At 67.8% G+C, this 19,763-nt stretch carries 21 protein-coding genes; 13 read left to right on the top strand and 8 right to left on the bottom strand.

Annotated elements, in window-relative coordinates; genetic code table 11:
• Position 1 precedes the first annotated feature (1 nt).
• Positions 2 to 766, bottom strand: coding sequence for a hydroxyacylglutathione hydrolase (gene gloB, locus KAH28_RS15020; protein WP_290577983.1), 765 nt, complete (start codon positions 764 to 766; stop codon positions 2 to 4).
• 16 nt (positions 767 to 782) lie between these two features.
• On the opposite strand from gloB, the gene KAH28_RS15015 reads away from it, so the two are divergent.
• From KAH28_RS15015 to KAH28_RS14990, 6 genes are all read left to right on the top strand, one after another.
• Positions 783 to 1,565 carry a methyltransferase domain-containing protein gene (locus tag KAH28_RS15015; RefSeq protein ID WP_290577981.1) on the top strand — a complete coding sequence of 261 codons (783 nt, stop codon included), beginning with the start codon at positions 783 to 785 and terminating at the stop codon, positions 1,563 to 1,565.
• Positions 1,562 to 2,011, top strand: a complete 450-nt coding sequence (rnhA, locus tag KAH28_RS15010) for a ribonuclease HI (protein WP_290577979.1) — start codon at positions 1,562 to 1,564, stop codon at positions 2,009 to 2,011. The genes KAH28_RS15015 and rnhA overlap by 4 nt, the downstream gene beginning before the upstream one ends.
• The gene (gene dnaQ, locus KAH28_RS15005) at positions 2,008 to 2,727 is read left to right on the top strand and encodes a DNA polymerase III subunit epsilon (RefSeq protein ID WP_290577977.1); all 720 of its coding nucleotides are present in this window, start codon (positions 2,008 to 2,010) and stop codon (positions 2,725 to 2,727) included. Before rnhA ends, dnaQ begins: the two co-directional genes overlap by 4 nt.
• A gap of 336 nt (positions 2,728 to 3,063) precedes the next feature.
• Positions 3,064 to 3,618: a hypothetical protein gene (locus KAH28_RS15000; protein WP_290577975.1), complete on the top strand. Its 555-nt coding sequence runs from the start codon at positions 3,064 to 3,066 to the stop codon at positions 3,616 to 3,618.
• 479 nt (positions 3,619 to 4,097) lie between these two features.
• The gene (locus KAH28_RS14995; protein WP_290577974.1) at positions 4,098 to 4,532 is read left to right on the top strand and encodes a hypothetical protein; all 435 of its coding nucleotides are present in this window, start codon (positions 4,098 to 4,100) and stop codon (positions 4,530 to 4,532) included.
• Positions 4,533 to 5,008: 476 nt separating this feature from the next.
• Entirely contained in the window at positions 5,009 to 5,140 is a 132-nt protein-coding gene (locus tag KAH28_RS14990) for a hypothetical protein (protein ID WP_290577972.1), read from the top strand.
• A 248-nt stretch (positions 5,141 to 5,388) separates the two neighbouring features.
• On the opposite strand, the gene KAH28_RS14985 is transcribed toward KAH28_RS14990, so the two are convergent.
• The 5 genes from KAH28_RS14985 to KAH28_RS14965 all read right to left on the bottom strand — a co-directional run bounded on the left by KAH28_RS14985 (position 5,389) and on the right by KAH28_RS14965 (position 8,596).
• The gene (locus KAH28_RS14985; RefSeq protein ID WP_290577970.1) at positions 5,389 to 5,796 is read right to left on the bottom strand and encodes a type II toxin-antitoxin system VapC family toxin; all 408 of its coding nucleotides are present in this window, start codon (positions 5,794 to 5,796) and stop codon (positions 5,389 to 5,391) included.
• Positions 5,793 to 6,035, bottom strand: a complete 243-nt coding sequence (locus KAH28_RS14980; protein ID WP_290577968.1) for an Arc family DNA-binding protein — start codon at positions 6,033 to 6,035, stop codon at positions 5,793 to 5,795. The genes KAH28_RS14985 and KAH28_RS14980 overlap by 4 nt, the downstream gene beginning before the upstream one ends.
• A gap of 250 nt (positions 6,036 to 6,285) precedes the next feature.
• Positions 6,286 to 7,179 carry a carbon-nitrogen hydrolase gene (locus KAH28_RS14975; RefSeq protein ID WP_290577966.1) on the bottom strand — a complete coding sequence of 298 codons (894 nt, stop codon included), beginning with the start codon at positions 7,177 to 7,179 and terminating at the stop codon, positions 6,286 to 6,288.
• A 4-nt stretch (positions 7,180 to 7,183) separates the two neighbouring features.
• On the bottom strand, positions 7,184 to 8,200 hold the full coding sequence (locus KAH28_RS14970; protein WP_290577964.1) for an agmatine/peptidylarginine deiminase: 1,017 nt from the start codon (positions 8,198 to 8,200) through the stop codon (positions 7,184 to 7,186).
• A gap of 36 nt (positions 8,201 to 8,236) precedes the next feature.
• Positions 8,237 to 8,596, bottom strand: a complete 360-nt coding sequence (locus KAH28_RS14965; protein ID WP_290577962.1) for a hypothetical protein — start codon at positions 8,594 to 8,596, stop codon at positions 8,237 to 8,239.
• A gap of 83 nt (positions 8,597 to 8,679) precedes the next feature.
• Between KAH28_RS14965 and KAH28_RS14960 the strand changes: the two genes are divergently transcribed.
• The 3 genes from KAH28_RS14960 to KAH28_RS14950 are packed head-to-tail and all read left to right on the top strand — an operon-like array spanning position 8,680 to position 12,864.
• A complete protein-coding gene (locus tag KAH28_RS14960; protein ID WP_290577960.1) occupies positions 8,680 to 9,927 on the top strand; it encodes a lipoprotein-releasing ABC transporter permease subunit in 1,248 nt (415 codons plus the stop codon).
• Positions 9,920 to 10,636 carry an ATP-binding cassette domain-containing protein gene (locus KAH28_RS14955; protein ID WP_290577958.1) on the top strand — a complete coding sequence of 239 codons (717 nt, stop codon included), beginning with the start codon at positions 9,920 to 9,922 and terminating at the stop codon, positions 10,634 to 10,636. Before KAH28_RS14960 ends, KAH28_RS14955 begins: the two co-directional genes overlap by 8 nt.
• 14 nt (positions 10,637 to 10,650) lie before the next feature.
• Positions 10,651 to 12,864 (top strand): DNA internalization-related competence protein ComEC/Rec2, encoded by a 2,214-nt coding sequence (locus KAH28_RS14950; protein ID WP_290577956.1) that lies wholly within the window; start codon positions 10,651 to 10,653, stop codon positions 12,862 to 12,864.
• Positions 12,865 to 13,182: 318 nt separating this feature from the next.
• Here the strand turns inward: KAH28_RS14950 and hisI are convergent, their stop codons facing one another.
• On the bottom strand, positions 13,183 to 13,659 hold the full coding sequence (gene hisI / locus KAH28_RS14945) for a phosphoribosyl-AMP cyclohydrolase (protein WP_290577954.1): 477 nt from the start codon (positions 13,657 to 13,659) through the stop codon (positions 13,183 to 13,185).
• A 51-nt stretch (positions 13,660 to 13,710) separates the two neighbouring features.
• On the opposite strand from hisI, the gene KAH28_RS14940 reads away from it, so the two are divergent.
• Positions 13,711 to 14,190: a transcriptional repressor gene (locus KAH28_RS14940; RefSeq protein ID WP_290577952.1), complete on the top strand. Its 480-nt coding sequence runs from the start codon at positions 13,711 to 13,713 to the stop codon at positions 14,188 to 14,190.
• Positions 14,191 to 14,406: 216 nt separating this feature from the next.
• Here the strand turns inward: KAH28_RS14940 and KAH28_RS14935 are convergent, their stop codons facing one another.
• Positions 14,407 to 15,255 carry a 6-carboxytetrahydropterin synthase gene (locus tag KAH28_RS14935; protein ID WP_290577950.1) on the bottom strand — a complete coding sequence of 283 codons (849 nt, stop codon included), beginning with the start codon at positions 15,253 to 15,255 and terminating at the stop codon, positions 14,407 to 14,409.
• Between the two features lie 87 nt (positions 15,256 to 15,342).
• On the opposite strand from KAH28_RS14935, the gene gltX reads away from it, so the two are divergent.
• The 3 genes from gltX to KAH28_RS14920 are packed head-to-tail and all read left to right on the top strand — an operon-like array spanning position 15,343 to position 19,759.
• Positions 15,343 to 16,773: a glutamate--tRNA ligase gene (gltX, locus tag KAH28_RS14930; protein WP_290577948.1), complete on the top strand. Its 1,431-nt coding sequence runs from the start codon at positions 15,343 to 15,345 to the stop codon at positions 16,771 to 16,773.
• Positions 16,770 to 18,695, top strand: a complete 1,926-nt coding sequence (gene thrS / locus KAH28_RS14925; RefSeq protein ID WP_290577946.1) for a threonine--tRNA ligase — start codon at positions 16,770 to 16,772, stop codon at positions 18,693 to 18,695. Before gltX ends, thrS begins: the two co-directional genes overlap by 4 nt.
• The gene (locus KAH28_RS14920; RefSeq protein ID WP_290577943.1) at positions 18,692 to 19,759 is read left to right on the top strand and encodes a calcium/sodium antiporter; all 1,068 of its coding nucleotides are present in this window, start codon (positions 18,692 to 18,694) and stop codon (positions 19,757 to 19,759) included. Before thrS ends, KAH28_RS14920 begins: the two co-directional genes overlap by 4 nt.
• The last annotated feature ends 4 nt before the right edge of the window (positions 19,760 to 19,763 follow it).

The raw sequence follows: 19,763 nt of genomic DNA, 5'->3' as shown, positions 1-19,763 counted from the left end.
CCTAGCCCCGGTCCTTCAGCGCGCGCAGTGCGGCGAAGGTGGGCACGCCCGGTTGCACGCGCTCACCGGTGGCGCGCGACACCGCCTCCGCCACGGCCGGGTCGTCGGCGCGCAGGAAGGGGTTGGCACGCTTCTGCTCGCCGATGGTGGTGGGCAGGGTCGGACGGTCGGCGTCGCGGGCGGCACGAGCGGCGGCGTCGATGCGCTCGAGGTCGGCGTTGTCCGGCTCCACGCGCAGCGCGAACGCCAGATTCGCCAGCGTGTACTCGTGCGTGCAGTAGACGGTGGTGTCGTCGGGCAGCGCGGCGAGCCGGCCCAGCGATTCGTGCATCTGTTCGGGGGTGCCCTCGAACAGGCGCCCGCAGCCGATATGGAAGAGGGTGTCGCCGCAGAACACGCAGTCGTCCGCTGCGTACGCAATGTGCCCGAGCGTGTGCCCAGGCACGCCCAGCACCTCGAAGCGCGTGCCGAGCACCTCGATGGTGTCGCCATCGGCCAGTGCCGTATCCAGCGGCGGCATCCTGTCCTGCTCCGCGGCGGGCCCGAGCACCCGCGCACCGGTGGCCGAAACCAGTTCGGCGACGCCGCCGATGTGATCGGGGTGCCAGTGCGTGATCAGGATGTCGGTGAGGCGGTGGCCGGTCTCGTCCAGCCACTTCCGGACCACGGCGGCATCCCCGGGGTCGACCACCGCGGCGGCACCGTCGGCGTGCCACACCCAGAGGTAGTTGTCGCGAAAGGCGGGAAGTGGAATGGCGTCTTTCATACTAAGATGCTGCGCAATGCCCACGTTCCGGTCAATCGGCGAAACGCATGAGTCGAAGGCGCAGCGCGCCGAGGACGCGCGCGCCCGCCGCCGTTCCAGAGCGCGTCATGCGTGGCGCTACAGCCCGCGGCGGCATGCCCTGGAAGCCATGGCCGAGGATGTCCTCGCCAGGCCGCTGGGCGATGTCTTCGGCCGCTGGTGCCTGCAGCTCGGCGCCTGCGAGCGCGACCTCACCGAACGGGCCGCCACCCTGCGTCACGTGCGCTGCGCACCCTGGACCTACCGCGACGGCCAGCTGGTGGCGGACGACTGCATGCTCCCGCTGGCCAGCGGGAGCGTCGATGCGGTGGTGCTGTGCTTCGCGCTGGAATTCTCCGCACGACCGCATCGGCTGGTGCGCGAGGCCAACCGCGTGCTCAACGATCGCGGCATCCTCGTGGTCGTGGGCCAGTCGCCGCACGGCCTGGCGGCGCTGCCGCGGCTGCTCGGCATGTCCGGACGCGCCCTGCCCGCCGGCACCGGACTGGTCCGGCCCGGCCGGCTCCGTGACTGGCTGGATCTGCTCGATTTCGAGGTCGAGGCCCATCACGGCTTCGGCAACGGCTGGCCGTGGCGCGGCGCCACGCGCGGACCGGTGGGGCGCGCCATGGCCGACTGCTACGCACTGGTCGCCCGCAAGCGCGTGCTGCCGTTGACGCCGATGCGCCGGCCTCTCCGCGCGCCACGCGCCGCTCCCGCGCCGGGCGCCGTGGTCAGCAATTTCAGTCGGCGCAACCGGGAGGATGGCGAGGCGGCATGAAGACGGTGGAGATCTATACCGACGGCGCCTGCCGCGGCAATCCCGGCCCGGGCGGGTGGGGCGCCATCCTGCACTACGGCGGTCGCGAGAAGGAGCTCTGCGGCGGCGAGGCCGGCACCACCAACAACCGCATGGAGCTGATGGCCGCGATCGCCGCGCTCGAGGCGCTGCGCGAGCCCTGCACCGTCACGCTGTATACCGACTCCACCTACGTGCGCAACGGCATCACCGAATGGATGGCCGGCTGGCGCCGCCGGGGCTGGAAGACCGCCGACAGGAAGCCCGTGAAGAACCGCGAACTGTGGCAGCGCCTGGACGCCGCCACCGAGCGCCACAGCATCGACTGGCGGTGGGTGCGCGGCCACGACGGCAATCCCGGCAACGAACGCGCCGACGCGCTGGCCAACCAGGGCCTGGAGCGCGCGCAGCAGGAGGCACGGGCATGAGCAGCGGCCGCCAGATCGTCCTCGATACCGAGACCACCGGCCTGGAAACCGCCGAGGGCCACCGCATCATCGAGATCGGCTGCGTGGTCATGGAGCAGCGCCGCGTCGTCGACACGCTGCACTGGTACCTGAACCCCGAGCGCGACATCGACGAGGGCGCCTTCAACGTCCACGGCATCTCGCGTGCCTTCCTCGCCGACAAGCCCCGCTTCGCCGAGCGCGTCACCGAGCTGCTCGACTTCCTGCGCGGCCACGAGCTGCTGATCCACAACGCCGATTTCGACGTCGGCTTCCTCGACTACGAGCTGTCCCTCGCGGGCCTGCCCGAGCGCATCGGCGACATCAGCACCGTCACCGACACCTGGGCGATGGCCAAGCGCAAGCATCCCGGCCAGAAGAACAGCCTGGACGCGCTGTGCAAGCGCTACATGGTCGACAACTCCAACCGCCAGCTCCACGGCGCCCTGCTCGACGCCCAGCTGCTGGCCGAGGTCTACCTCGCCCTCACCGGCGGCCAGGAAAGCCTCGCCCTGCACGCCGAGGGCGACGAGCAGGCCGCCACGCTGCCCCCTGCAGTGCAGGCCCTCGTGGATGCCGCCGGCGACACCCCGCTGACCGTCGTCAGCGCCAGCGACGACGAGCGCGCCGACCACGATGCGCGACTCAACGAGATCCGGGAGCGGGCGGGGCACTGTCTCTGGGTTGAGCACGGCTGATTCCTCGGGCGGTAAACGCCGCTCGCTCATTGCCGGCTGGTAATGTCTCGCCAGACGTGATATCAGGAGCACCAGAAGGGGTATCACTGGACTGGGCAGGGCATGCGTATATCAATATATGAGGTGATATCCGGATTTCGCTCAGTAACACCGCACCCGCGGCTTTGATGGCCACTAGCGTCACCACGCAAGTGGCTGAAATAAGAGAATGGGCATCGGATGCCGCGTTCGGTCTCTCACGGAAGCCTTCGATGTCGTGCGTGGTGTGTCCACCCAAGCAAGTCACGTTGATATGCAGACGGCGCCGTCCTATCACTGTTATGCCCGAAGGGCGCGATGACTTTCGACGCTAAAGAGTACCTTCGGCAGTTCGACCCCTTCCGAGATGAGCACGGCTGGGTAAGGGAACCGCCCGAAGAGTATGCCTTACGAATGCGGGGCGGTCTGCTACAAAACTGGCCCGAAGAGGTGTTGATCGAGTGGCTGCATCGCCACAACGCGGAATCTGACTGCTATGCGTTCCTGGGGTTCGAGAATTTCCGCTTTCGCCACGAACGGTGGTGTCTGGGGGACGTACCTGACCGTGTTGCTTTCCGGGATCCCAGCTTTTGCGATAACTTCGAAGATGTGGAGCGTCGTTCTCAAACGCTCCAAGGAGACTGGCTGGCGCATTTCATGATTGGTGCTGGCACGTGGAACACTTCGCCCGTATTCCTGGACAATCGGAGTCAGCGAATTCTCTTCCCGTCGGGCGAACCGCTCAAGACTCCTTACCATCTCTTGGAAGGGCATCGACGACTTTCGTTCTTGAACGGCCTGAGAAAGAATGGTAAGGCCAATACACACCATGACGTTTGGGTAGTAGACCTTGTGGCCCGTGGCGAGAAATAACAATTGCTTGGAATCGCGCAGATTTCTCGTGATAATATGAGGAGTTAAATGAGTCACTTTGGGTATGCTGACGAGAAGTGTCCGCAGTGCAAGCAACTAGCGTTCGACTGTAGCTGTAGAATTCATAGTGTCGGGCGGTGCATGGTTGCCACTGGGAAATGTAAGTCATGTGGCTTTATTCCACCACCAGCTGAATGGGAGAAGGAATCTGACAAGGACGCTGAGGATTATGGGTGGGATTTTCTTCGAGAGGCCTACAAAGTATGGGGTGGAGAGTAGAACCGCACAACGAGTGCCGCTGCCCACTGGCTGCAGTCGCAATATTCAGGCGAGAATATTGCGGCGGTATTCGGAGTAAGTGAGGTCTGATACGTTCACTATCCTGTTTAGGCGGAAGCCATCAGTGCCTGCCACGAACATTAGCTCGCATTTTTTTCTGAAGAAGCAGTGCGCATGTATATCAAACTTGGCAGCGAATCATGAAGACTATCTTGCTCAAGACTGTGTCCGAGAATGCGCTGGCGCTGTTGCTGGCAATATTTTTAGTGCCGGTAATGATGTTTCTTCGTGACACAATTGATTTCTCATTGGAGCCATTCATGTCCCGAATCACTCCTAGATCATGGGGTGAACTGATTGGAGTGCTATTTGGAGTGGGGTTTTGGATGGGGGTGGGTGGTTATGTTCAATATAAAACAGGGCAGTCTGTTAATGCGCGTTCTATCATAAGATCATGGGGGTGGCTTAGCGGCATACAGTTGCTTTTTTGGGCTGTTATGGCACCGAATGGTGCTGAACTCGGCATAGAAAATAGATTCTACGATAGTGGTGGCATGGCATTTGTCACTGCGACAGATAATGCCCTGTACTTTATTGGATTTATTTTAAGAGATGCTGCCACTCGATCAAATTAGGCTGGTTCGAATATCTGTCAAGATCTTTCTTAAGTGAAGGTAACCGATACTGTGCTGCACTTCGAGCACGTGGATTGCCTTGACGTATTACCGCGACCAGGACATCTGTGGTCTGTCCCTGCCGTGGCGTTCGCAATTGTGGTTATCGAGGTTATGGTCGGCTTCGTGGACGATATAGGTGAACCGTCATTCTGTTTGGTGCTTGCCCTCATGTTGGCGGTCTGGGGCGCTGTTCGGCGGGTGAGCTACCTCGCGAACCGCGAGCGTTGAGGGGCAGGGACGTGTAGAGCGATGAGGTGGTGCGTGGCGCGCAGGATTCAATCCCGATACCGCTTCACCAAGTCCCCGTAGTTCTCGATCCACCGATCGCGCAGGAGGGCCACCACTGCCGCACGCGCTCGCAGGCGGCGAGGTCGAGGGTCACGTTGTGGACGCCGGGCTGGTCGTCGGCTTCACTGCCCCCGGCAGTGCACGCCTTGGTGGATGCCGCCGGCGACAACCCGCTGACCGTCGTCAGCGCCAGCGACGACGAGCGCGCGGACCACGACGCGCGACTCAACGAGATGCGCGAGCGGGCGGGGCACTGTCCCTCGGGCGAGCCCGGGTGATCGATCGGGCGGTGCACGCCGCTCGCTCATTGCCGGTCTGTAGCGTGCCACCGGGCGTGATGTCGAGAACACGGGAGGCAGGTCAACCGGACGATCGATATCCTGGAAGGCACGACTTGCAAGAGGGCTCTTCATTCTTTTGCGGATGCGAACTCGGCCCGCGAAAACCGTGACTACTTCATGTCCCTATAGCGATTTGAGAAGTGCTCAAGGGGAGACCCGCTCAGCTCGGTCCCCTCGGCTCTACGTCAGGTTGTCGTGTTGAATGCCTTGACAGTCACGGCTATATCCGGGAACGCCCGGAGCAACTTCTTGTCCGCCGTTATCAGCGGCTTCGACAGACCTTGTGCCAGGGCCACGAATTCGCAGTCATATGCCGAGCAGCCGCTTTGCTGGGCCGCGGAAAGGACCGAGAGGGAGTCGATTTCGTACTCTCCGCCGGCCATCAGGGCTTCAGCTTTGTGTTGTATCTGGCACGCCGTCGTCAAGTCGACAATATTCTTGCGGACATGCAGCGCCATGATGTTCCGAAGCTCGCTTCGCCAAAGCAGTGGCGCGACCCAGGCGCTGTCCAGTTCAAGGAGGCGCTCCACGTACGGAGTGTCGGGCGTCGGCAAGTACAAATACGCAATGGTGTTGGTATCGACAACGATCACTTGCGGCCTTCGCGCTTGGCCGCGTCGATCTCCTTGGCGGTGATCCGGTCCACCTTTACCTTCTGGCGCAATGCCCGAGCTTCGGCAAGAAGTTCCTGCGCGCCGACTCGACGCGGCATCAGTGCCAGCTCAAGGCAATGGATCAGCTCGCTGTTCAAGCTCCTGTGGTGCGCGTGCGCGGAAGCTTTGAGGTGGTCGTACAGCTTTTCGGGGATGTTCTTTACGGTCAGTGCTGGCATGGCTGGGTGCTGGTCTCACCGGAAGGTTGCATTATGGTGTCCGTATGGTTGCCTCACAAGCCGGGCCAGAGAACGTGCACGTGCACTTCCCGTGCAAGTCGCAGAGCGCGCGAGCACATGTGTGCGAGGTCGGTTGCGGCCTTTCGTGCCGGTTGGAGGGGGGTAGGGCGGGAGATTCATCGCCAAGGGCCCCGGGCGAGGCCGGTGCGCGGACGGTGTGGCTTCGGACCAGCCCTACTGTCGGCGCGCCTCAATCCCTATACCGCTTCACCAGATCGCCGTAGTTCTCGATCCGCCGGTCGCGCAGGAAGGGCCACCACTGCCGCACGCGCTCGCAGGCGGCGAGGTCGAGGGTCACGTTGTGGACGCCGGGCTGGTCGTCGGCTTCGACCAGCAGCTCGCCCTGCGGGCCGGCGACGAAGCTGCCGCCCCAGAATTCGGCGCCGGCGTGCTGCCCGGCGGGGTCGGGCTCGTACCCGCAGCGGTTGGCGACCAGCACCGGCAGGCCGTTGGCGACGGCGTGGGCGCGCTGGACGGTGCGCCAGGCGTCGTGCTGGCGCATGCGCTCGTCGGTGTCGTCGTCCGGGTTCCAACCGATCGCAGTGGGGTAGAGCAGGATCTCGGCGCCGGCCAGTGCCATGAGGCGCGCGGCCTCCGGGTACCACTGGTCCCAGCACACCAGCACGCCCAGTCGGCCGACCTTGGTGTCGATGGGCTCGAAGCCGAGGTCGCCGGGGGTGAAGTAGAACTTCTCGTAGTAGCCGGGATCGTCCGGGATGTGCATCTTCCGGTAGATGCCGGCCAGGCGGCCGTCGGCGTCCAGCACCGCGGCGGTGTTGTGGTACAGGCCGGCGGCGCGGCGCTCGAAGAGGCTGGCGACGATGACGACGCCGAGCTCGGCGGCGAGTGCGGACAGTGCTTCGGTGCTGGGGCCGGGGATCGGTTCGGCCAGATCGAAGCAGCCGGGGTCCTCCTGCTGGCAGAAGTAGCGGCTGCGGTGCAGCTCCGGCAGCAGCACCAGCTGCGCGCCGGCTTCGGCGGCGTCGCGGATGCCCTGGACGCTGCGCGCGAGATTGGTGTCGCGGTCTTCGTCGCAGGCGTGCTGGACGATGGCGACTTCGAGGCGGCGCTCGGCAACGGGCATGGGGCTACTCCGGAATCTGCATGGTGACGCAGTGCAGGCTGCCATTCTGCTGAATGAGCGTGCGGCAATCGACCCCGCGCACGGCATGCCCCGGGAAGGCAGCCTGCAGCCGCGACAGCGCCTCGGCGTCGGCGGGGTCGTCGTAGGTCGGCACCAGCACCTGCGCGTTGGTGATGAGGAAGTTGGCGTAGCCGGCGGGCAGGCGCCGGCCGTCCGCCTCGTCGTACGCCGGGGCGGGCAGCGGCAGCGGGACGAGGCGGTACGGGTTGCCTTCGGCATCGCGCAGCGCGCGCAGCTCGGCCTCCATCGCACTCAGCTCGGCGTGGTGCGGATCAGCTGCGTCCTTGCAGGCCTGGTAGGCGATGGTGTGCGGGTCGCAGAAGCGCGCCAGCGTGTCGATGTGGCCGTCGGTGTCGTCGCCGATGAGGTCGCCGTGTGCCAGCCACAGCACGCGCGCGGCGCCGAAGTGCTCGGCCATCCAGGCTTCCACCGATGCGCGCGTGGCGCCGGCGTTGCGCGCCGGGTCCAGCATGCAGCGAGTGGTGGTGAGGATGGTGCCGGCGCCGTCGCTCTCGATGGCGCCGCCCTCGGCGACGATCGGCAGCGCCTCGCTGGTGCCCGGTAGCGCGCCGGCGGCCGCGAGGGCGGCGCAGACGGCGTCGTCGGCGTCGGCGGTGAACTTGCCGCCCCAGCCGTTGAAGCGGAAATCCAGATGCACCGCAGTACCGTCGCGGAACACGGTGACGGGGCCATGGTCGCGCGCCCAGACATCGTTGCTGGGCAGCGGCACGATGGCGAGGCGCTCGGCGGGCACGCCGGCGGCGATCAGCTCGTCGCGCAGGGCGGGTCGGTCCGGTGGCGCGACGACGAGCAGCGGCGTGCTGTCGGCGATGGCGAGCGCCAGGTGCAGGAACTGCGCGTGCGCTGCGTCGAGCATGGGGCCGAAATCGCCGGCGGCGTGCGGCCAGGTCAGGAGCACCGCCTGCTGCGGCGCCCATTCGGCGGGGAGCGTGGTGGTCATGTCGTGGTCGGCGCCGGGCGCCGCGGCCGTTTCGGGTCAGTTCGCGCCCAGGGTCTCGGTGCGGACCTCGAGCTCGTCCGTGCGCTGGAGCGGCGTCGGCCGGTCGGGCTGTACGGCGTTGATGACGCGGTCGCGCTCGAAGACGACGTAGAAGCGCTCGTAGTCCCAGCGCGTGATCGGCGGTCGCTGGGCGTTGCCGCCGCCCACCTGCTGGTGGCGCCGGGCCGGTGCGCCGAAACGCGCCTCGACCTGCGTCATGGTGGTGCCGCGCTCGGGCAGGGTGACGTCGGGTGCGGTGGTGCCGGCGGGAATGCGCAGAACGTCCGCCGCCGCGACACCGGGCAGGGCGACGGCGAGGGAGAGGATCAGCGATCGTGCGACAGCGGATGCGGACATGATCGATTCGGGCGCGCGGTTCCCGTTCAGGATAGCGCAGGCACACCGGCCGGGACAGCCGCCGTATGGTCTAATCCTCCGCCATGACATTGCCCGTCGAGCTCCTTATCGGGTTGCGCTACGTGCGCGCCAAGCGCCGCAACCACTTCATCGGCTTCATATCGATCGTTTCCATGCTGGGTATCGCGATCGGCGTCATGGCGCTGATCGTGGTGCTCTCGGTGATGAACGGTTTCGAGGAGGAGCTGCGCAGCCGCATCCTGGGCATGGCCTCGCACGCGACCATCGCCGGCGAGGCGGGGCGTCTGGACAACTGGCAGCAGGTGGCCGACGGAGCGCGCGAGCATCCGCGCGTGGAGGCCGCCGCCCCTTACGTCAGCGGCGAGGCCATGCTGCGCGCGGGGAGCCGCACCAGCGGTACGCTCATCCGTGGCGTGCTGCCGGAAGCCGAGGGCGATGTCTCGCGCATCACCCAGTACCTGCGCGACGCCCGGCTCGCCGATCTGCAGCCCGGCGAGTACGGCCTGATGCTGGGTGCCGAGCTGGCGCGCTCGATGGGCCTGCTACCGGGCGACAGCGTCGACCTTATGGTGCCGCAGGCCAGTGTGTCGCCGGCCGGTCTCATGCCACGCTTCCGGCGCTTCACGGTCACCGGCGTGTTCGAGGTCGGCATGTACGAGTTCGACCGCGGGCTGGTCCTGCTGCACATGGACGACGCCCAGGCGCTGCTGCGCATGCGCGGCCAGGTATCGGGCGTCCGGCTCAAGCTGCACGATCTCTTCGAGGCGCCGCGCGTGGTGCGCGAGGTGGCGCAGGGCCTGCCCGGCGTCTATCGCATCTCCGACTGGACCCGCGAGCACGCCAACTTCTTCCGCGCCATCCGCACCGAGAAGATCGTGATGTTCATCATCCTGTCGCTGATCGTGGGCGTGGCGGCCTTCAACATCGTGTCCACGCTGGTGATGGTGGTCCAGGACAAGCAGCCGGACATCGCCATCCTGCGCACCATCGGGGCCACACCGCGATCGATCATGCTGGTGTTCCTGGTGCAGGGCACGCTCATCGGCGTCATCGGCACGCTGCTCGGCGTCGGCGGCGGGCTGGCGCTGGCGCTCAACATCGACGTGGTGGTGCCGTTCATCGAGGCTGCCACCGGGCAGCAGTTCCTGGCCCCGGATGTCTACTACATCAGCGATCTGCCCTCGAAGGTGGAGGGGGACGACGTGTTGAAGATCGGCGGGCTGGCCTTCACCCTCGCGCTGGTCTCGGGGCTGTACCCGGCCTGGCGCGCCAGCCGCACCATGCCGGCGGAGGCGCTGCGCCATGAGTGATGCCGTCATCGCCGCCACCGGGCTGGCCAAGCGTTTCGCGGACGGTCGGCGCACGCTGACCGTGTTCGAGAATGTCGATGTGCGCGTGGCGGAGGGCGAATCGCTGGCCATCGTCGGCGCCAGCGGTGCCGGCAAGTCGACGCTGCTGCATCTGCTCGGCGGGCTGGAGAAACCGGACGACGGCTCGGTGCTGGTGGACGGCACCGACATCGCGCGCCTGTCCGACGCCGACCGCAGCCGGCTGCGCAATCGCGCGCTCGGCTTCGTCTACCAGTTCCACCATCTGCTGCCCGAGTTCAGCGCGCTGGACAACGTCGCGATGCCGCTGCTGCTGCGGCGCCAGTCGCGTCAGCAGGCGCGGGCCACGGCGCGCGAGGTGCTGGACCGCGTCGGACTGGGTGAGCGCGAGGATCACAAGCCCGCCGAGCTGTCCGGCGGCGAACGCCAGCGTGCCGCCGTGGCGCGGGCGCTGGTGACGCGTCCGCGCGCGCTGCTGGCCGACGAGCCCACCGGCAATCTCGATCGCGAGAACGCCGAGCGCGTCTTCGAGCTGCTGCTCGAGCTCAACCGCGAGTACGGCACCGCGCTGGTGGTGGTGACGCACGATGAGCATCTCGCCGCGCGCATGCAGCGCATCCATTCGCTGGACAGTGGCCAGGGCGGCGCGTGGCGCGACTCCCGGCAGGAAGCCTCCCCGGCGCAGTCCTAGCGTTCGGCGCCGGGGTGCTCGGCGTCCTGTGGGCGCCGGCGCTGATGCCGTGGTGGTGGCCGGGACTGGCGCTGCCGGTGGCTCTGGCCGTACCCGCCCGCATCCGCTGGCCGGCACTGTGCGCGCTGCTCGGCGCCGTGTGGGCGCTGTGGCACGTGCAGAGCACGCTCGATGCGCGCTGGCCCGCCGCGCGGCACGGCGAGGACGTCTCGCTGCAGGGCCGGATCGTGGGCCTTCCCGAGACGCGCGGGCCGGACCGGCGCTTCCGCTTCCGGCCCGAGGCCGGCGCGGCGGTGCGGGGTGACATCCGGGTGAGCTGGTACCGCAGCGAGGTCGAGGTAGCCGCGGGCGACTGTCTCGATGTCACGCTGCGCATGCGCACCCCGCGCGGCTCGGTGAGCCCGGGTGCCTTCGACTACGAACGCTGGCTGCTCGCGGAGCGGCTGGTCGCCACCGCCTATGTCCGCGATGCCGCGTTCTGTACCGGCGCGCCGCCGCCGCCGTGGACGCGCCTGCGCCAGGGGCTGGACACGCGCCTGGGGGCGTGGCTGGCCGGGCACCCCGGTCTGGGGCTGGTGCGCGCGCTGACACTGGCCAACCGCAACGGCATCGACGACGACGACTGGCGCGTGCTGCGCGTCACCGGGACCTCGCATCTGCTCGCGATCTCCGGGCTGCACATCGGGCTGGTGGCGGGCCTGTTCCTGTTCCTCGGCCGATGGGCGTGGCGCCGCTCCGCGTGGCTGTGCAGCCGGCTCGCCGCGCCGCGGGCCGGGGTGCTCATCGGCACCATGGCGGCACTGGCCTATGCCGCGCTGGCGGGCTTCTCGGTGCCCACCCAGCGCGCGCTCATCATGTGGGCGGTGGTGGCGGCGGCGCTGTGGTCGGCGCGCTCCGCGCGGCCGTTCCACGTGCTGGCGCTGGCCGGTCTGGCGGTCATGGCGCTGGATCCGCTGGCCGTTCTGTCGGCCGGTACATGGCTGTCCTTCATCGCGGTCGGCGCCATCATGCTGCTGGCCGGCGGGCGCGCGGCGGGAGTGCGTGCGTGGTGGCGCATCCCCCGTCTGCAGGCGGGGCTGCTGGTGGCGCTGGCGCCGGCAACGCTGCTGTTCTTCGATGGCGCCAGCCTGCTGGCGCCCGTCGTCAACGCGCTGGCCATACCGCTGTTCGGGGTCCTGCTGCCCGCGGTGCTGGCGTCGGTGGTGCTGGCCTGGTCGGGGATTGCCGTGCTGCCCCTGGCGTTCAGCGCCGAGGCGCTGCACCTCGTGCGTGTCGGGCTCGGCGTCGTGGCCGAGCACGGCGCCGATCTCTGGGTGCAGGCCGCGCCGTCGGGACCGGCGCTGCTCTGCGCCGGACTGGGCGCGCTGCTGGTACTCGCGCCGCAGGCGGTGCCGCTGCGCTGGCTGGGCGTGGCGTGCTTCCTGCCGCTGATCTGGCCGCGGCCGGGATTGCCGCACGGTCAGGCGGAACTGGCTCTGCTGGATGTGGGGCAAGGGCTCGCGACGGTGGTGCGCACGCGACATCACACGCTGGTCTATGACGCCGGCCCGGCCTGGCCGGGCGGTTTCGACGCCGGCGATGCCATCGTCGCGCCGTGGCTGCGCAGTCACGGCATCGCACGCATCGACCGCGCCGTGCTGTCGCATCGCCACGCCGACCATTCCGGCGGCTTCGACGCACTGGCCCGCGATTTCGACATGGCGCCGGTGCATGGGCGCGGCGATGCGCCGCCCTGCGAGCGGGGCATGCGGTGGGAATGGGACGGCGTGCGTTTCACGGTGCTGCATCCGCGCGACGTCGCGGCCTGGGACATCAACAACGTGTCCTGCGTGCTGCGCGTGCAGGCGGGCAACGACACCGTCCTGATGCCCGGCGACATCGAGCGGCGCGGGGAGCGGCGCCTGGTGCGGACGGCCGATCCCGAACAGCTCGATGTCGACGTGGTGGTCGCGCCGCACCACGGCAGCCGGACCTCGTCGACGCGCGCCTTCGTGCGTGCCACGCATCCGGAGATCGTCCTGGTCGGGGCCGGCTGGCGCAATCGCCACGGGCACCCGCACGGCGAAGTGCTGCACCGCTGGCGCGAGGCCGGCGCACGCCTGCACGTGACCGGGCACACCGGCTCGCTGTGGCTGCGGCTGGGCGCGCCCGACGACGGATTCCGCCTGCGTCGCGCCCGCGACACCGCCCGCATCTGGCGGGCGCGGCCGAGCGTGCCGGTGCGCTGAACGGGGCCCGAGCGCGCGGAACGAGCGCGCCGCAAACGCGAACGGGATCGGAGACGAAAGAGGGGACGTGCGAAAAAGGGGGCGGTATCTTGATTTGTTGGCGCACGGTTGCCGGGAGTCGCAATCCGCCAGCAGAAATCAGTATACTGTCACCAATTTTATCGCAGACGTCAGGAAAGGCGGGGCTGAGAATCCAGGGACGGTGACGGAACGGGGACGCTTCACGCAGCGGGGACAGTATATTGATTCCCGGGGCGCTCTCGACGCATCAGCCGACGAGGCGTCAGGAAATCAATATACGGTCCCCGAACTGTCGGGCTACAGCTTCGTCGGGTTCGGTGCGTCGCCGTAGACTTCGGTCGGGTCGAAGAGCTTGGCGTGCTCGCGGAACTCCAGCGCGCGCTCTTCGCCGCCGTCGCCCACCGGCACCGCGCGGTAGAAGCAGGAGCGGTAGCCGACGTGGCAGGAGGCGTCGCCGGCCACCGAGACGCGCAGCCAGATGGCGTCCTGGTCGTCGTCGATGCGCAGCTCTTCCACGGTCTGCACCAGCCCGCTGGTGGCGCCCTTGTGCCACAGCACCTCGCGCGAGCGCGACCAGTAGTGGGCCTCGCCGGTGGCGATGGTCCGGCGCAGCGCTTCCTCGTTCATGTAGCCCAGCATGAGCACCTCGCCGGTGCCGACGGCGGTGGTGATGCAGGGAATCAGGCCGTTCTCGTCGAACTTCGGCGCCAGCTCGGTTCCCTCCTCGACCTGTTCGACCGAGTTGCGGGAGTGAAAGCGGATGAAATCGGACATCGGGAAGCGGGGCGGGTGGCGGCGGGCGCGTGTTATATCATGCTGGCAGCCATGAGCAAGTTCGCCAGCCAGGCCAGCACCGGAGACCACGGCGGTCGCGCCGCCACCGCCGCGATCGAGGCCGCTTGCGACCGGCGAGGGGTGCGGCTGACGCCGATGCGGCGCGCAGCGTACGAAGAGATGCTGGATCACGCGGCGCCGATATCGGCCTACGAGCTGCTCGATCGCATGCAGCAGAGCACCGGCCGCCGGCTCGCACCGCCGACGGTGTATCGCGCGCTGGAGTTCCTTCTGGACGAGGGCTTCGTTCATCGCATCGAGTCGCAGAATGCCTTCGTGGTATGCGAGCACCCGGGCGAGCGCCACGAGAGCATCTACTTCGTCTGCCGCGACTGCGGCGCGTCGCAGGAAGTGCACAACACCGAGGTGCGCGAAGCGCTGGATGCGCAGGCCGCGACGCTCGGCTTCGTGCCCAAGCGGCAGGTGGTGGAGGTCTACGGGTCCTGCGCGGCCTGCGCGGGCGCTGCCTAGGCCCCCTTCCCGCTGTCGCGCGCTGTGCGTGACCACTTGCCGGGGCCTTGGCCGCCGCAGGAGGCCGGATGCCCGGATCGCGCGTCGCGCGTGTTCCGCCATCACCCGTGCTGGCGACGGGGAGGGGCCTGCGGAAGCACGGGACCAACTTCGAGCAGTTTCTGCATTGTTTCCGTATTGACTTGTATTGCAATGGAAACAATCGGATCCGGTGCGTTATCCGCCGTCCGCGATCGCGCCCTTGTTCACGCCCTCGAAGGCGCGCACCCGCAGCGCGGCATCCGCCGGGATGTCGCCCCGCGCGCGCAGCCGCCCGTGCAGGACGGTGGCGATGCATTCGACCGTGCTGTCGCGGTCGAGCACGTCGACGCAGTGTTCGGGCAGCGCCAGCTCGAAGTGCCCCTCGGGGGCGTCGTAGGCAAACCGGATGCGGCCGTTGGCGCGGGCGGCGATGTCGTCGTGCACGCCCAGATAGATGTCGGTCCAGGCCAGCGCGATCTCGTCCTCCAGGTCCGCACGCCGTTTGCCGTCGGTCTCGATCTCCAGACGGGAGCGGTGGCCGTGCGCGATGCGCTGGCAGGCGCCGTCGTGCTTCCGCAGGCCGTGCACGTACTGGTAGTAGGCGCCGTTGATCGCCTCCTGGCGCAGGTGCAGGCGCAGGGCATGCACCGACGGCGGCATGAGCGGCATGAGCGCCTCGTTGAGCGTGGCGGCGACCGATTCCGGCGTGATCTCGGCGCAGTTCAGCGCCGAGACGGCGCACGGCGGTCCGACGTGCTCGATGGCGCCGAGCGCGCTGGGGAAGAGGAGGCGCACGCTCCCATCGCGGCTCTGCCACTGCAGACCGTCGGCCTGCATCGGAACCAGCAGGGTGTGGTCGATGCTGTCGTCGATGGCCCGCTTCAGGCGCTTCTTGACCGCGCCGAAGTCGAGCACCATCGACTGGTCGTCGAGATCACCCTCCAGCTCGATGTCGACGATCCAGGATTCGCCCACCAGGCCGCGTGCGCCATCGAGGTAGGCGAAGTCCGCGACGGTCAGGTGGTTGACGAACAGGCAGGCCATCTCGATCTCATGCGGTTCCGTGGGTGAGCGCCGCACCCATAGTTTAAGATTGCGCGCCGCATTCCTGCCGCTTTCGCGCCTTCCGCAATGTCTGTCACCACCCGCTTCGCTCCGAGTCCGACCGGCTTCCTGCATATCGGCGGGGTGCGCACGGCGCTGTTCTCGTGGCTGTTCGCGCGCGGGCGGGGCGGGCGCTACGTCCTGCGCATCGAGGACACCGACCGCGAGCGCTCGACGCAGGAGGCGGTGGACGCGATCACCGAGGGGCTGAACTGGCTCGGTCTGGATGCCGACGAGCCGGCGGTCTTCCAGTCGGCGCGCGACGCCCGCTACCGCGAGATCATCGAGCATCTGCTGGCCGAGGGACTGGCCTACCGCTGCTACGCGTCGAAGGAAGAGCTCGATGCCATGCGCGAGGCGCAGCGTGCCGCCAAGGAGAAGCCGCGCTACGACGGGCGCTGGCGGCCGATGGACGGCAGGACGCTGCCGGAGCCGCCGGCCGGCGTCGATCCGGTGATCCGCTTCAGGAATCCGCTGGAGGGGTCGGTGGTGGTCAACGACCTCGTCAAGGGGCCGATGGCCTTCGACAACAACGAGCTCGACGATCTCATCATCGCGCGCGCCGACGGTAGCCCGACCTACAACCTGTGCGTGGTGGTCGACGACATGGACATGGGCATCACCCACGTCATCCGCGGCAACGACCACGTCGCCAACACGCCGCGCCAGGCCAACATCCTCAAGGCGCTGGGCGTCGAGCCGCCCGCCTATGCGCACGTGCCGATGATCCTCGGGCCGGACGGCGTCAAGCTGTCCAAGCGCCACGGCGCGGTGAGCGTTACCGAGTACCGGGCCATGGGCTTCCTGCCCGACGGGCTGCTCAACTATCTGGTGCGCCTGGGCTGGTCCCACGGCGATCAGGAGATCTTCTCGCGCGCCGAGATGATCGAGCACTTCGATCTGGAGCACATCTCCAGCAGCCCGGCCCGCTTCGACATGGAGAAGGCCTGGTGGGTGAACCACCAGTACCTCAAGCAGGCGCCGATGGATGTGCTGCGCCCCGAGCTGGTCTGGCATCTGGCCCGCCTGGGCATCGACGCCGAGGGCGACGCGCGTCTGGACGCGATCATCGACGCCCAGCGCGAGCGCTGCCGCAGCATGGCCGAGATGGCCGAGAAGTCGGCCTTCTTCTTCCAGGCACCCGGCGAGTACGCCGAAAAGGACGCCCGGAAGCACTTCAAGGCGCCCGCCGACGCCGTGCTGGCGGATCTGCGCGCCAGGCTGGCCGATACCGAGTGGCAGGCCGAGGCGCTGCACGGCGTGGTGCACGCCGTGGCCGCGGCGCACGAGGTCGGCCTCGGCAAGGTGGCCCAGCCGGTGCGCGTGGCCGTATCCGGTGCCGCCGTCACGCCGCCCATCGACCAGACCCTTGCCCTGATCGGGCGCGACGTCACGCTGTCGCGCCTCGACACCGCCATCGCATGGCTGGCCGCCCAACCCAGCGAAACCGCATCATGAGCATCGACATCACCTTCCCGGACGGCCGCGTTCAATCCTTCGAGCAGCCGCCCACCGGTCTGCAGATCGCCCAGGACATCAGCCCCGGCCTCGCGAAGAAGGCGGTCGTGCTGCGCGTGGGCGACCAGTACTGGGATCTGAACCGGCCGATTCCGACCAGCGCGAAGATCGACATCATCACGCGCGACCGGCCCGAGGCGCTGGAGGTCATCCGCCACGACGCCGCGCACGTGCTGGCGCAGGCGGTGCAGGAGCTCTTCCCGGGCACGCAGATCACCTTCGGACCCGCGACCGACACCGGCTTCTACTACGACTTCGTCCGCGACGAGCCCTTCTCGCAGGATGATCTCGAGGCCATCGAGCAGCGCATGAGGGAGATCGTGCAGCGCGATCTGCCCATCGAGCGCCATGTCTGGGATCGCGAAAAGGCGATCCGGCATTTCCGCGAGATCGGCGAGACCTACAAGGCGGAGTGGATCGCCGAGGGCATCGGCGCCGACGAGGAGATCACGGTCTACACCCAGGGCGACGACTGGAAGGACCTGTGCACGGGACCGCATCTGCCGTCCACCGGCCGGCTCGGCACCGCCTTCAAGCTGACCAAGCTGTCCGGTGCCTACTGGCGGGGCGACAAGAACAACGCCCAGCTGCAGCGCATATACGGCCTGGCCTTCGCCGACGACAAGCAGCTCAAGGCCCATCTCCACATGCTGGAGGAGGCCGAGAAGCGCGATCACCGCAAGCTCGGCCGTCAGCTCGACCTGTTCCACTTCCAGGAGGAGGCGCCGGGCTCGGTGTTCTGGCACGCCAAGGGATGGGCGGTCTTCCAGACGCTGATCGCCTACATGCGCAGCCAGCAGCAGGCCGCCGGCTATCGCGAGGTCAACACGCCGGACATGATGGACCTGGAGCTCTGGAAGCGTTCCGGCCACTGGGAGAACTACGGCGAGAACATGTTCACCACCGAGCGCGACGAGGACCGCATCCTCGCGCTCAAGCCGATGAACTGCCCGGGTCACGTCGCGGTGTTCAACCAGGGCCTGCGCTCCTATCGCGAGCTGCCGTTCCGGGTGGCGGAGTTCGGCAAGGTCCACCGCTTCGAGCCGAGCGGCGCGCTGCACGGCCTGCTGCGCGTGCGCAGCTTCACGCAGGACGACGCGCACGTCTTCTGCACGCGCGAGCAGATGCATCAGGAGTGCATCAACATCACGCGCCTGACGCTTGATATCTATAAGGATTTCGGATTCGAGGACATCATCGTCAAGCTCTCGACGCGCCCCGAGAAGCGCATCGGAGCCGACGAGCTGTGGGACCAGGCCGAGTCGGCACTGGCGCGCGCACTCGATGATCTCGATCTCGAGTACACCGTCTTCGAGGGCGAGGGCGCCTTCTACGGCCCCAAGCTCGAGTTCGTGCTGCGCGACGCCATCGGGCGCGACTGGCAATGCGGCACCCTGCAGCTGGACTTCAACCTGCCGGGCCGCCTGGACGCCGAATACATCGGCGAGGACAGCGCCAAGCACACCCCGATCATGATCCACCGCGCCATGTTCGGCTCGCTGGAGCGCTTCTTCGGCATCCTCATCGAGCACCACGCCGGCAGTCTCCCGATGTGGCTGGCGCCGGTGCAGGTGCAGGTGGCGACGATCGTCTCCGATGCCGACGACTACGCCCGCGAGCTCTGCGCACGGCTGCTGCGTGCCGGCATCCGCGCCGAGACCGATCTGCGCAACGAGAAGATCAACCTTAAGGTGCGCGAGGCCTCGCTCGCCAAGGTGCCGGTGATCGCCGTGGTCGGCCGCCGCGAGGCGGAGGAGGGCACGGTGGCGCTGCGCCGTCTGGGCAGCAAGGATCAGACGGTGATGAGCGCCGACGACGCGCTGGCCCTGCTGGCCGACGAAGCCAAGACGCCGGCTGCATGATGCTCGACATCGCGCTGCCGATCGTCGGCGGTCTCGCCGGCCTGGTGTTCGCAGCGCACTGGCTGGTGGAAGGCGCAGCCCGCATCGGGCAGCGCCTGGGCGTGTCGGCCATCATCATCGGCCTGACCATGGTGGCCTTCGGCACCAGCGCGCCGGAGCTGGCGGTATCGCTGCGCGCGTCATTGTCCGACTCGGCCGATATCGCGGTCGGCAACATCGTGGGCAGCAACATCTTCAACGTGCTGCTGATCCTCGGCCTCTCGGCGCTGATCCTGCCGCTGGCCGTGCACCGGCATCTGCTGAGACGCGACGTGCCGCTGATGATCGGCGTGTCGGTGCTGGTGTGGGGGCTCGCCTTCGACTCCCGCCTGAGCACGCTCGACGGTGCGCTGCTGGTGGCGATCCTGCTGTCCTACCTCGGTTACCTCGTGCTGGCGGTCCGCCGCGGCCGCGCGGAACTCGATCCGGAAGCCATGGAGGCCGCCGGCAAGAAGCCGCGCGCGCTCTGGGTCGATCTGCTCAGCGTGGTGGCGGGCATCGGCGGACTGGTGCTGGCCGCGGACTGGCTGGTTTCCGGCTCGGTATCGCTGGCCCGGCTGCTGGGCGTGTCCGAGCTGGTCATCGGCCTGACCATCGTCTCCCTGGGAACCTCGCTGCCCGAGCTGGCGACCTCGGTGATCGCCGCCATCAAGGGCGAGCGCGACATCGCGGTCGGCAATGTCGTGGGCAGCAATCTGTTCAACCTGCTCTCGGTGCTCGGGCTGACCGCGCTGATCGCGCCCGGCGGCGTGTACATCAGCCTGCAGGCCATCCAGCTCGACATGCCGGTGATGATCGCGGTGGCGGCGCTGTGCGTGCCCATGTTCCTCATCGGCCTGGAGATCGGACGCGCCGACGGCGCCCTGATGATGGCGCTGCTGACGACCTATCTGGCGGTGCTGGTCGGTGTCGCGCGCGGATTCGAATTCACGCCGCAGCTGGTCTGGCAGCTGTGCGCGGTCATCGGCGTGGCCGTGGTGGCGGTGCAGGGTGTGCAGTTCCTGCGCACCCGCCGCGTGAGCTGACCGC

The sequence above is a fragment of the Algiphilus sp. genome, assembly GCF_023145115.1.
Classification (GTDB): domain Bacteria; phylum Pseudomonadota; class Gammaproteobacteria; order Nevskiales; family Nevskiaceae; genus Algiphilus.
The sequence above is the reverse complement of the archived record's forward strand: the minus strand, read 5'-3'. Positions and strand labels throughout refer to the sequence as shown.

Coding starts and splice junctions, on each gene's coding strand:
- dnaQ (WP_290577977.1), top strand. CDS start 2,008: ATGAGCAGCGGCCGCCAGATCGTCCTCGATACCGAGACCACCGGCCTG.
- KAH28_RS15000 (WP_290577975.1), top strand. CDS start 3,064: ATGACTTTCGACGCTAAAGAGTACCTTCGGCAGTTCGACCCCTTCCGA.
- KAH28_RS14980 (WP_290577968.1), bottom strand. CDS start 6,035: ATGCCAGCACTGACCGTAAAGAACATCCCCGAAAAGCTGTACGACCAC.
- KAH28_RS15015 (WP_290577981.1), top strand. CDS start 783: ATGCCCACGTTCCGGTCAATCGGCGAAACGCATGAGTCGAAGGCGCAG.
- KAH28_RS14970 (WP_290577964.1), bottom strand. CDS start 8,200: ATGACCACCACGCTCCCCGCCGAATGGGCGCCGCAGCAGGCGGTGCTC.
- thrS (WP_290577946.1), top strand. CDS start 16,770: ATGAGCATCGACATCACCTTCCCGGACGGCCGCGTTCAATCCTTCGAG.
- rnhA (WP_290577979.1), top strand. CDS start 1,562: ATGAAGACGGTGGAGATCTATACCGACGGCGCCTGCCGCGGCAATCCC.
- KAH28_RS14935 (WP_290577950.1), bottom strand. CDS start 15,255: ATGGCCTGCCTGTTCGTCAACCACCTGACCGTCGCGGACTTCGCCTAC.
- KAH28_RS14960 (WP_290577960.1), top strand. CDS start 8,680: ATGACATTGCCCGTCGAGCTCCTTATCGGGTTGCGCTACGTGCGCGCC.
- KAH28_RS14975 (WP_290577966.1), bottom strand. CDS start 7,179: ATGCCCGTTGCCGAGCGCCGCCTCGAAGTCGCCATCGTCCAGCACGCC.
- KAH28_RS14940 (WP_290577952.1), top strand. CDS start 13,711: ATGAGCAAGTTCGCCAGCCAGGCCAGCACCGGAGACCACGGCGGTCGC.
- KAH28_RS14965 (WP_290577962.1), bottom strand. CDS start 8,596: ATGTCCGCATCCGCTGTCGCACGATCGCTGATCCTCTCCCTCGCCGTC.
- KAH28_RS14995 (WP_290577974.1), top strand. CDS start 4,098: ATGAAGACTATCTTGCTCAAGACTGTGTCCGAGAATGCGCTGGCGCTG.
- hisI (WP_290577954.1), bottom strand. CDS start 13,659: ATGTCCGATTTCATCCGCTTTCACTCCCGCAACTCGGTCGAACAGGTC.
- KAH28_RS14955 (WP_290577958.1), top strand. CDS start 9,920: ATGAGTGATGCCGTCATCGCCGCCACCGGGCTGGCCAAGCGTTTCGCG.
- KAH28_RS14920 (WP_290577943.1), top strand. CDS start 18,692: ATGATGCTCGACATCGCGCTGCCGATCGTCGGCGGTCTCGCCGGCCTG.
- gltX (WP_290577948.1), top strand. CDS start 15,343: ATGTCTGTCACCACCCGCTTCGCTCCGAGTCCGACCGGCTTCCTGCAT.
- gloB (WP_290577983.1), bottom strand. CDS start 766: ATGAAAGACGCCATTCCACTTCCCGCCTTTCGCGACAACTACCTCTGG.